This window comes from candidate division WOR-3 bacterium, from assembly GCA_039801725.1.
Taxonomy (GTDB): Bacteria; Hydrothermota; Tepidihabitantia; order Tepidihabitantales; family DTDR01; genus DTDR01.
In genome coordinates this window covers 1-11,635 of sequence record JBDRVE010000045.1, presented here as the reverse complement: position 1 = coordinate 11,635, position 11,635 = coordinate 1, and the positions used below count along the sequence as shown (strand labels likewise).

Below are 11,635 nucleotides of genomic sequence, written 5' to 3'. Positions count from 1 at the left end.
AAAAAAGGGGGCAGTTTTTACTGCCCCCTATCTATCGGAGATTTTGCCTCTACTTTGGAGGGCAAGGTAGAGGCGGAGGTGGTACAAATACTCCAAACATATTAACCTCCCTTTTGAGTTCAAGGGATATAATTACATTGTTTATGCCAAAACAGAATTAAATTAATCTTTTTAAAATCAATGACTTATGAAATCAAAAAAATTTTTAAAACTATAAATGCGACAGAAATTTATAATATTTGTTTTAAAATTTTGTAAGTTATGTAAAATTAATAATTTTTAAAATGCGACAATTATGTTAATTCTTTGAATTGTGCTCGGTCAATATTATATCTTTTTATCAATCTTTGTAGTTGTCTTCTATGGATACCAAGTTGTTGTGCGGCATGGCTAACATTTCCTTTAGTATTTTTTAAGGCTTCGGTTATCTCTTCTTTTGATAGGGTTTTCTTGCTTACTTTTTCAACGGTTATTTTTTGTGCTATTTCAGAAAATTGTGGTTTAATTTTTATTAAATCGTCTATTGATATTTTTTTCTTTGTTGTGGCCACAACTGCGTAATGGATTAAATTTTGGAGTTCTCGGATATTTCCTGGCCAATGGTATTCTAATAATACCGCCATTGCTGAATCATCAAAGCCGATAATTGATTTATTATATATTTGGGAGAATCTTTTTAGAAAATGGTTGGCAAAATAAGGAATATCGCTCTTTCTTTCTCTTAATGGTGGGAGATGAATAGTTACCGCATTTATTCGATAATAAAGGTCTTCTTTAAATGTTCCTTTTTTTACTTCTTCTTCTAAATTTTTATTGGTAGCGCAGATAAGTCGCACATCAACCCTTTTCGTTTCGGTGCTTCCAACTCTTCTAATTATTTTTGTTTCTAAAAATTCTAAGATTTTTGGTTGAGTGTTTAAAGGAATATTAGAAATCTCATCTAAAAATATTGTTCCGCCATCAGCCATTTCTAATAGTCCTTCTTTATCTCTTACTGCGCCCGTAAATGCTCCTTTTACATGACCAAAAAGTTCTGATTCAAAAAGTGTCTCGGTTAAACCACCACAATTAATTGTATAAAACTTTTTACCGGCTCTTTTACTTTTATTATGGATATATTCCGCGAGGACGTTTTTCCCTGTTCCTGTCTCTCCGGTAAGTAAAATGGTACACTCGGCAGGTGCCACTTTTTCTATCAGTTCATAAATCTGTTTCATTTGTTTAGATTTTCCTAATATGAAGCCGGTTTTTTCATCAACAATTAACCTTTCTTGAGAAACAATTGCTTCTGTTTGGATGCGGGTAAAAATGTTTGATTTATCAATTGTCGCAGCAAGAAGATTGGCGATCGACATCAATAAACTTCTATCTTCATCCAAAAAAATATGGGAAGTTATTCGGGAATCTAAATATATTGCGCCAATAATTTTTTCGTTGGTTTTTAAAGGAACACATAATAATGAACGGATTTTGTTTAAAATCACACTTTGGGCATTTTTAAATCTTGGGTCATTTAAAGCGTCACTTACTAAAATTGGTTCTGGTACATATTTTATCTTTTTAATTGCTGTCATTGAGATTTGTGTCGCATCTTCTAATGTTGAATGGTCAATTGCTCTTGCTGCGACAGGAGTGAGTTTATCGTGGTGAAATAAAAAGAGGATTCCCCTTTCAGCACCTGTCGCATCGATTGTCAAATCAATAATTTTCTCAAAGAAATCCTCTTTTTCAATACCTAAATTAATAATCTCTGATATCTGATAAAAGACTTTTAAATATTGGGCTTTTTCTGAAACTCTTAAGACACCGCTCTTTTCAATTCTTTGGACCTGTTTTTCTAATAATTCAATAAATTCTAAGTCTATTTTTGCATTATAATCTTCAAATATTGCTTTTGCCTCTTCCAAATAAGATTTTAAAGATTGTAATTCTTTATTATTTAACATCTTAAATTCTATTGTCTCACTAAATATAAAAGTAGATATTTCGGGATTTTTTTTATAGCCAAGGATTAAAAATAGTAATGTTTTTGCTATTTCATATTTTATATTCAATTTTTTATATTGAGAAATAACCGAAAATAATCTTTCTTTTCCTTCTTCCAATTTGCCAAAAAGCATTTCACATACTCCCAATAGTCTTTCACTATTTAGATAAACAAAAATATCTTTTTTATCAGAAACCATTGATAAAGTTTTTTCTGCGCATTCCTTTGCCTTTTGGGTTTCACCGAAAAGGAGATAAAATTCGCCAGAAAATAATTGAAAGTCAATATTTTCCTCTTTGTTTTTTGTTAATTTCTTAAGTTCTTCAAAATAAAAATGACTTTGGGAAAAATCACCTTTTGCCAGATAATAGATAATTTTTGATTTATTTAGATGATATTCTAAATTAAACTTCTCAATTATCTCTTTGGCATTTTCTAAGGTTTTTAAAGAATTTTCTGCCTCTTTTAATTTCCCCATTTTAATCAAGAGTTCAAGATAATTTAAACTTAAACTATAATAATAATAATCTTTTGGTTGTTTTTCATAGATTCCTATTAATTCTTGATAAATCTCTTCGGCTTTTTGCCAATCATAAAAAGAATATAAATAACCAAGGTTTATTAAGCAAGTTCTTTCTTGTTCAATCATTCGGCTTCTTTTTGCCTTATTTAAGGCTTCATCAAAATAATATCTTGCTTTATCAAAATCATTTTTTGCTCCCGAAATTGCTCCTAATCCAATTTCTGAAGAGATAATATTTGCCATTGATTTCCTTTCTAAACTCTCCTGGTAAGATTTTTTATATATTTTTTCTGCTTCTTCCAAATCTTCTTTCGTAAAAAGTAAAGTGGCATAAAATTGATTCATTCGAGTTAAAATTATCGGAGGGACTTCCTCTTTTTTTTCTATCACATTTTTGATTATTCTTAATGCCTCTTCAATTTCTCCTTTTTGCCAATACAACACACTTAAATTATAATAAATACTTGCTTTAACTTTCCTTTCTTCTTTTTTCCTTAGATTATTGCTTAAATTGAGCGCCTTTTCTAAGATTTTTTCTGCTTCTTCCAATCTATTAGTTTTAATCAAGGCAAAGGCTTTATCAGTTAATATTTTTATCGCCGTTTCACTTTTTAAACCTTTTTCAAAATTTAATCCTTCTTCAAAGTAGTTGATCGCTTCTTCGTATTTTCCTAAATAAAGAGAAACTACTCCTTGTTTTCTTAAAAACTTACTGATAATACTTTTTTCTTCTAAAATTTCTTTATCACTAAAAGCAACGCTGATTGCTTGTTTATAGATATCGATCGCTTCGTTATATAATCCTAATAATTCTCGGAGTTGACCAATTTCTTCCATAGTGTTAATCCTTTCTATTGCTTTGGCAGTTTTTGGTAGGAATTTTAATTTCAGTTCGTAGAAAATTAGACTTTCTTTAAATAATGATAAATTTTTTGCCTTTTCTGCTGCTAAACTACTGTAATATAATGCCTCAGGTTGATTTTCACTTTGGGCATAATGGAAGGCTAAATCAAAAATAACTTCATCTTTATCCTTTGTTTCTAATAATTCTAAAACGTTAGCAATCTTTTGGTGATAGATTTTTCTCTCTTCGTAAAATATCCCTTCCTGAATGACCGCTTCTAATACTTTAGAAGAGAAATAATATTTTCCTCCTTTTTCAGAAATTACTGGTTTTAAGAAATTGCTACTTATTAAATTTTGAAGTTTTTTGTAGAGAAAATCTTCTTGATAATTTAATGCCTTTTTAATAAGTTCTTCGGGAAAGGGTTTGCCATAAAGGGCACCAATTCTTAAAATTTCTAATTCTTCTTTTGATAATCTTTTAACACGGTTTTTGATGATAGTTGAAATGTTTGTCGGATAGGCAGTAAAGTCTTTCAAAAATTCCTCAAATCTCTTTTTGTCATAATTAAATGTCCCATTAGTGAAAGTTAATATTTCTGATTCTAAAAGATGGTGGATAGTTTCAATTATGAATAAAGGATTGCCTCCGGTAAGGTTATATAAGGCACTGCTCAGTTGCTCTAAATCAGCACAAGAAGAGAGTAAATCTTTAATTAGAAGAAAAGTTTCTTCTTCATTGAGAGGCGAAAGTTCAATTAAAGAAAATGTTTCTCGCTTCTTAAAGAGATCAGTAAGTTCTTTCAGACGTTCTTCCTTTAAGGCACAGGCTAATGCAAAAATTCCTTCTTTTTCTAAACCATAAGTAATATAACGGAAGAGATTTAGAGAAAGTCCATCCATTAATTCTAAATCATCAAAGAATAAGAAAATTGGTCGGTTTTCTTTTTTTCTTAATTCAATAATTGTTTGGAATATCATTTCGTATAAAGTTAAGAGTTCTTTTTGGGCAGTTTCGATATCCAATTCTTCCAAATCAAGTTTAAAATTAAGGAGTTCTTTGTTATATATTGAGAAGGTTCTCATAAGTTGCTCTAAAAGAGAAAAATATCTCCCGCCAAGCGAGCCGCCGGTGAAATTGAAAGTTAAGGCATTTTCTACTTGAACAAAATATTTAAATTCTTGTGCCAACCTTGATTTACCAACCCCTCTATCACCAAAAATAAAAACAACCTTGCTTTTATTTTCTTCTTTAACTTCTTTAAATAGATTCTTTAATTTTTCTAAAATTTCTTCTCGACCAATAAAACTTGTTGGGTTTATACTCTTTCGATAAGTTTTAAATTCAAACCCTTTCTCTTTTTTTAATAATGGTTTTATATCTTCGAAAATCTCATAAGAATAATTTGGTCTTCGGTTGACATTATAAGAGATGAGACGATGAATTAATAAAGAAAACTTCTTAGGCGGAATTGGTAGGTTATTCTTTTTTGCTATTTCTTCACAGAAAGGAAGTTTTTCTTTAATAATCATTTCTAAGAATTTCAAAATGTTGTCAGAATATTTTTTGGGACCTTCTTGCGTAACAATTTCGTAAAGGATAATTCCTAAAGAGTAAAAATCGGTTCGTGGATCGATATAACTTCCTTTTAATAATTCCGGCGCACAATAACCAACTGTGCCGCCAACTTCTATTGATAGGGGTGCTATCTTTTCAGTAAATCCAAAATCTAATAATTTAACAATTGGCTCTTTTTCTCCATATTTATCAATCTTCATTGAAACAAGAATATGTTCCGGTTTTAAATCGCCATGAATCACAGAAAAAGAATGGATAAAATCTAAGGCTTTTAAAACTTCAATAACCACTAAAAGTAAATCCTCATTATAACCGTTAGGGAAAAATTTATCAATCGGCAGTCCTTCAAAATATTCCATTGTGAAAAAGGGCACAGAATTTTCGGTATAATTAAAATCAAAAACAGTAACGATATTTGGATGATTGAAATGGGTTAGAAAATAAAACTCCTTAGAAAGTCGCAAGGAATATTCTGAAATATCTTTGTATTCCGGCTTTAAAATTTTTAAAGCAACTATCCGATCATTTATTAAATCCTTTGCCTTGTATACTTCGCTTAATAAACCACCTCCTAAAAAAGATAAAATTTGATAACGATCCTTTACTATGCTTCCATCTTTAAAGCCTGGCATATATAAATATTATAATTAAAAAAATTTATAAGTCAATAAAAAAATGCGACAAATTTAATTGTCGCAAAAATTTTATAAGTAATGTAAAATCAATTTCTTATTTAATTCTTTTGACTTTTATTAAAAAATAGTTATAATAGTATCTATGGAAGTATATCTTGGTTTTTGTCAGTTTGAAGTTTGTTTTGGGGATAAAGAAAAGAATTTTAGGAAAATCGATTCTCTTTTTAGGGATATAAAAAATAATAAATCTTTGAAAATAATTGTATTACCTGAACTTTTTTCTACCGGATATTTGTTTTTAGACAGAAAAGAGATTTCTAAATTGGCAGAAGAAAAAGAAGGCGAAACTTATAAGTTTTTAAAATATTTGTCGCAAACATATAATTCTATTGTCGCTGGTGGTTTTTTAGAAAAGGAGGATGGCAGTTATTATAATTCTGCCTTAATTGTCGCACCTGATGGAAGTTATCTTTTATATAGAAAAATCCATCTCTTTAAAGATGAAAAAGATTTTTTTGCGAAAGGAAATTTAAAATTGGATGTTTTTAATTATAACAATTTAAAAATTGGGGTTTTAATCTGTTTTGATTATTTTTTTCCAGAAGCAGCAAGGACATTAGCCATCAAAGGAGCAGAAATTATCTGTCATCCTTCTAATCTGATTTTACCTTATGCTCCCTTGATCACACAAGTGAGGGCATTAGAAAATCGTATATTTTGGATATTAGGAAATAGGATTGGAATAGAAAAAAGGGGGAATAAAGAATTGAAGTTTTTAGGCAAAAGTCAGGTTATCTCACCAAAAGGTGAAATTTTAATAAAAGCCCAAAATGAAGAAACCTTAAAATTAGTTAAGGTTAATATTAATGAGGCTAAAGATAAAAAAGTAACCGATAAAAATGATCTATTTCTTGATAGAAGAAGAGAGTTTTATGAGATTTAAAAGATAGAGAATTAATGTCCTTTGGATATGGAGACGATTTTCTGCTTGGTCTAATACGATAGAGTTTTCGCTATCTAATACTTCATCGGTTATCTCTTCACCGCGGTGGGCAGGTAAGCAATGCATAATTTTATAATCTTTCTTTGCCAATTTTAATAATTCGGAATTAACTTGGAATCCTTGGAAATCTTTTATTCTTTTCTCTTTTTCGCTTTCCTGACCCATAGAAACCCAGACATCCGTATAAATGTAATCACATTCTTTTACTACTTCTCTTGGATCATTAGTTAAGATAACTTTCTCTTTTGAAAATTCAGTTATCTCTTGAGCAGGTTCGTAGCCTTTTGGTGTTGCCACCATCATATTAACACCAAGAATTTTGGCACCAAGCATTAAAGAATGGCAGACATTATTTCCGTCGCCTATGAAACCCAACTTTATTTTCTCTAAATTCTTTTCTCTTTCCCAAATAGTATAGTAATCAGCAAGTGCCTGACAGGGATGTTCATAATCATCAAGGGCATTAATTACCGGTACTATGCTGTATTCTTTTAATTCTTTGGTAATATTGTGCGAGAAGGTTCGGACAATAATTAAATCTATCCAGCGGGATAGGTTTTGAGCAATATCTTTGACGCTTTCTCTTTTCCCCATTTGGACATCACTGGGACTGAGATAAATAGATTCACCACCCAGTTGTTTTAAGGCAGTTTCAAAAGTTACCCGAGTTCGTAAAGAAGGTTTTTCAAATAAAAGGACACCAATCCTTCCTTTGAGCAAATTTAAGAATTTCTTTTTCTTAAAAACCTTTTTTAACTCCTTTGTCTTTTTGAATAAAAAAATTATCTCTTTTTTGTTCAAATCTCTTAAAGAGATTAAATCTTTTTTCATAAAGAATTATAAGAGAATATCCAATATTTTTCAAATTTTATGGTTCAATATGGATATTCACTTTTTTTACGAATGCTAATTTTATTAATTTTTCTTCAATATTGTGAATTATTTCATGGATTTTAGGCAAGGGATAATTTTTTTTAATTTTAATTTCTAAATCCACTTGGTATTCGTCATAAAAAGGGAAAATGGTAATTTTTTTTATTTCTCTAATCTCTTTTATCTCTTTTAATTTTTGGTAAATTATTTTTTCTAAATCTTCTTTCTTTATTATCTCTTCTTTCGGTTCAATGTGGATAAATACTTCTTCTACATTATCTATTTTTTCTTTGATTTCTTTTTCTAAGTTTTCGGTAAGTTCGTGGGCAGAAAATAAATTATGTTCTTTATCCAAACTTAAATGAAAATCAATAAAGATTTTGCCACCACTCTTTCTTGTTCGGATATCGTGGGCATATCTACCTCCTTCACTTTCTCTAATAATTTTTTCAATCCTTTCTCTCTCTTTTTCTTCTATCTGAGTATCAATTAAAATCTTGCTTTCCTTAATAAAAATTTTCATACCGGTAATTAAAATGATTATTATTAAAACAAAACTGATAATCGGGTCTAACAAAAGATATTCCTTACCTAAAATAATTGCTAAAGAAATACCAATTGTTGTCGCAAGAGAAGTGAAAACATCTGAACGGTGGTGATAGGCATTGGCAACTAATAAGGGGTTATTTAATTTCTCACCAAATTTTTTTGTTATCCTAAAAAGAAATTCCTTGGAAATAATGGTAAGAATAGAACCGATTAATACATAGGAAGAGATTTCGGTTAGAAACTTTTTATTTAAGATATTTAAAAAGGTAATAAAGGAATTGTAACCTAAATAAAAAGATATTCCAATTAAAATAATCGCAAGAAGTAAAGCACCAAGATTTTCTACCCGATAATGGCCATAAGGATGAGTAACATCTTTTTCTTTTTGGGAAAGAGAAAGGGAGAAAAGAACTCCCAAATCGGTAATCAAATCAGAAAGGGAATGGATACCATCAGCGACAATTGCTTGGCTTTTTCCGAAGATTCCTAAAAATATCTTCAAAAAAGATAAAATAATGTTTAAGAAAATACTGATTATTGTTATTCTTCGGGCGGTCATAGTTTAGTTGGCAAAAACTTCCACATTAAAATCCGAAGGTCCTTCTTTTTGATATTGGTAATAGGCAGCACAGGCAATCATTGCGCCGTTATCTAAACAGAGTTCTTTTCTCGGAATGAAAATCTGATAGTGTTTATCTTTGGCTACCAAATTTACTCTTTCTTTTAATCTTTCGTTTACTGCTACACCACCAACAATACCAATATTTTTGATATTGAACTCTTCTGATGCCTTATTAATCGCCAATATAAGATAATCAATTACTGTTTCCTGAAAAGAGTGGGCAACATCATTTTCATTATAATTGGGGTTTTCTTTTAAGTAGTATAAAACTGCTGTCTTTAATCCAGAAAAAGAGAAGTTGTAGCCTTTTAAAACTGGAACAGGAAAAGAAATATTTCTCTTACCTTCTTTTGCTAATCTTTCAATATAAGGACCACCAGGATAAGGTTTTTTTAACATCTTGGCAACTTTATCAAAGGCTTCACCACAGGCATCATCTAATGTCTGTCCCAAAAGTTCATATTCCAAATTTTCTTTTAATATATATAACTCCGTATGGCCACCAGAAATTAATAGAACAATCATTGGTAACGGTAGATTTTCGTATTCCAAAATCAAAGAATAAATATGGCCAGCCAAATGGTTCACCGCACAAAAAGGGATATTTAATGAGAAGGCAAGAGATTTGGCAAAAGAGAGACCGCAAAGTAAAGAACCAATTAATCCAGGACCATTGGTAACACCAATGAGATTAATATCTTTTAATGAAACCTTTGCTACCTTTAAAGCAATCTCGGTTATTGGTAAGATAGTTTGGATGTGTGCTCGGGCAGCAGCTTCGGGAATTACACCACCATATTTGGAATGGATTACTTGGGAAGCGATAATGTTGCTTAAAATCTCTCGACCATCTTTTATTATTGCTACCGCTGTTTCATCACAACTGGTATCAATACCTAATATCAACATTTAAAAAACCTCTACTTCAAACTTTTCCGGAAAACATTTTTTAAAAGATACCTGTTTGGGCAAAAGGATTTCCGCAGGTATTTTATACTTTCCTTTGGTTAGATTGGCAACGTTGATTATCACTTTGATATCTTTCTTTTGTAAGGTATCTAAAATATTTTCCGGGCCGCTCACCAGAATATGGCAAGTTTTGGGAGTAATCTTTGTTTTCAAATTGGTAATGAGGATTACCGGAATATTTTTAAACTCTTTTTCAATTATCTTCGCGAAATAAAATTTTAAATTGACCTCTTCTTTTTCAAAAGAAAAAAACTCTTTGGCAGGGTTAATAAGGAAGACCTTTCCTTCGGCATAATAAATATTTTTTGATGAATCAAAGGCAATTTTTAATTTCTTCAAATTTAGTGATTCAGTAGATATCTCTTTTAAAAAATCTAATTCGCTTTTTGGTCCTTTAACTTTTATTTTCTCTTCCGAAATATTTATTAAAAAGTAATCTTCCCGCTCTTCTTTAAAAATCGGTTTTATTCTTATCTCCTTTTCGGTGATTTTGTCAATTTCTATTTCCAAATAATTAGGATAATAAGAAAGGAGTTGCAAATCCTTGATATTCTTCAATTTTTCTAAATCAATATATAAACGGAAACGGTAAGGAAATCTTTCTATCGGTTTTTTAAAAATCTCTTCGAAATCTAATTTATATTCTTTTAGATATTTTTGGTTATTTAAAAAATCTCGCCCCTTACCCCTTAGTTCACAGGTTATTTCTTTTGCCGATTGTTTTAGCAGAAAAAGGCTGGGAGGAATATTTTCAATCTTTATTTTTATTTTTATTGCTAAATTGTGCTCTTTCTCTAAGACGGCCAAAAACCAAAGAGCAAGGGCAGAGAGAATGCTAATAATAGTTAAACTTGGAAATCTTTTTGGCATATTAAACAAAAGGCAATAGCATAATCTTCAATATGAGAGATTGAAGAATAGACCTCTTTATCTTTTAAAAACTCTTTTACTTTCCCTTTCCCAAAGATTTTCGGAGCCTTTTTGATATTTTTTATTTCAATATCTCTTAAAGGAAAGGTTTTTTTCGCTGCCTTAATAAAACTCTCTTTTAAGGCAAAACGACCAGCATAATGGAGATATTTCTTTTCTTGAAACTTCTCACAATAATTAATCTCTTCTTCCGAAAAGATTTTCTTTAAACTTTCTCTCTTGCGATTTTTTACCATCCTTTCGACCCTTTTCACATCAACAATATCAATACCAATTCCGTAAATCATTTTGTCTGCCTATTTATTTCATCAACAATTTTGATAATCTCAATAATATCGTTTAACTCGTAATCGGCACCACTTTCTTTGGTATTAAAGGTATCACCATAACGGGCAAAGGCGGTTTTCATACCAACCAATTTGGCACCGATAATATCCCTTTCGTGCCAATCACCAACCATTATCACCTCTTCCGGTTTTAAATTTAACATTTTTAATACCAGAAGAAAAGGTTCTTTATCAGGTTTTTTCTTTTGAGTATCTTCATAGGCAACCACACAATCAAAATAGTTTAAAAATCCTAAATAGCACAATCTTAAATAGGCTTGTAATTTTGGGGCATCGGAGACAACCGCCAATTTTAATCCCCTTTTGATTAATTCCAAAAGGGTATATTCTGTGTGGGGATAAGGAACTAAACTAAAATCCTTTGCCCGACGATAACCAACTATTCCCGCAGCCAAAATTTTATAATCAATTTTACCAAACTTCTTTAAAAGAAAATCTTGAAAAACCTCTTGGTACTCAATTCCCTTCTCTTCGTAGATTTTATAAATCTCTCTCTTTACCTCTTCTTTATCCATATTGAGGCCGGCATCAATCATATAATTGACCGCTTCCTCAATCGCCAAATCCTTCATTTTGACAAAATCAATTAGGGTATTATCTAAATCGAAAACTACGCCCTTAATCATTTTTGAAAATAAGGAAGGAGTTTTTCATAAGTGGTTCTTAAATGTTCGGAGATAACTTTTGTTTCACATAAAAGGGGCATAAAGTTGGTATCACCTTGCCAACGAGGAACAATGTGGATATGAAAATGGTCCTTGACACCAGCACCAGC

The 11,635-nt window shown here is 30.6% G+C and carries 8 protein-coding genes; 1 reads left to right on the top strand and 7 read right to left on the bottom strand.

Annotated features, from left to right (window positions below):
* Nucleotides 1-293: 293 nt before the first annotated feature.
* Nucleotides 294-5,564, bottom strand: a complete 5,271-nt coding sequence (locus tag ABIK75_07730) for a sigma 54-interacting transcriptional regulator (protein ID MEO0090976.1) — start codon at nucleotides 5,562-5,564, stop codon at nucleotides 294-296.
* A gap of 145 nt (nucleotides 5,565-5,709) precedes the next feature.
* Here ABIK75_07730 and ABIK75_07725 point away from each other — a divergent pair, with 145 nt between their 5' ends.
* Nucleotides 5,710-6,510: a nitrilase-related carbon-nitrogen hydrolase gene (locus ABIK75_07725; protein MEO0090975.1), complete on the top strand. Its 801-nt coding sequence runs from the start codon at nucleotides 5,710-5,712 to the stop codon at nucleotides 6,508-6,510.
* On the opposite strand, the gene argF is transcribed toward ABIK75_07725, so the two are convergent.
* Genes argF through ABIK75_07695 form a run of 6 tightly spaced genes read right to left on the bottom strand, consistent with a single transcriptional unit; the run spans nucleotide 6,472 to nucleotide 11,486 of the window.
* Complete coding sequence (gene argF, locus ABIK75_07720) at nucleotides 6,472-7,401, bottom strand: ornithine carbamoyltransferase (GenBank protein ID MEO0090974.1); 930 nt, start codon at nucleotides 7,399-7,401, stop codon at nucleotides 6,472-6,474. The two genes, ABIK75_07725 and argF, sit on opposite strands and share 39 nt — an antisense overlap.
* A gap of 37 nt (nucleotides 7,402-7,438) precedes the next feature.
* A complete protein-coding gene (locus tag ABIK75_07715; GenBank protein MEO0090973.1) occupies nucleotides 7,439-8,551 on the bottom strand; it encodes a cation diffusion facilitator family transporter in 1,113 nt (370 codons plus the stop codon).
* 3 nt (nucleotides 8,552-8,554) lie between these two features.
* Nucleotides 8,555-9,523: a tRNA (adenosine(37)-N6)-threonylcarbamoyltransferase complex transferase subunit TsaD gene (gene tsaD / locus ABIK75_07710; GenBank protein MEO0090972.1), complete on the bottom strand. Its 969-nt coding sequence runs from the start codon at nucleotides 9,521-9,523 to the stop codon at nucleotides 8,555-8,557.
* Nucleotides 9,524-10,453 carry a CdaR family protein gene (locus ABIK75_07705; protein ID MEO0090971.1) on the bottom strand — a complete coding sequence of 310 codons (930 nt, stop codon included), beginning with the start codon at nucleotides 10,451-10,453 and terminating at the stop codon, nucleotides 9,524-9,526.
* The gene (gene acpS / locus ABIK75_07700; protein ID MEO0090970.1) at nucleotides 10,429-10,800 is read right to left on the bottom strand and encodes a holo-ACP synthase; all 372 of its coding nucleotides are present in this window, start codon (nucleotides 10,798-10,800) and stop codon (nucleotides 10,429-10,431) included. Before acpS ends, ABIK75_07705 begins: the two co-directional genes overlap by 25 nt.
* Entirely contained in the window at nucleotides 10,797-11,486 is a 690-nt protein-coding gene (locus tag ABIK75_07695; protein MEO0090969.1) for an HAD-IA family hydrolase, read from the bottom strand. The genes acpS and ABIK75_07695 overlap by 4 nt, the downstream gene beginning before the upstream one ends.
* Nucleotides 11,487-11,635 lie beyond the last annotated feature (149 nt).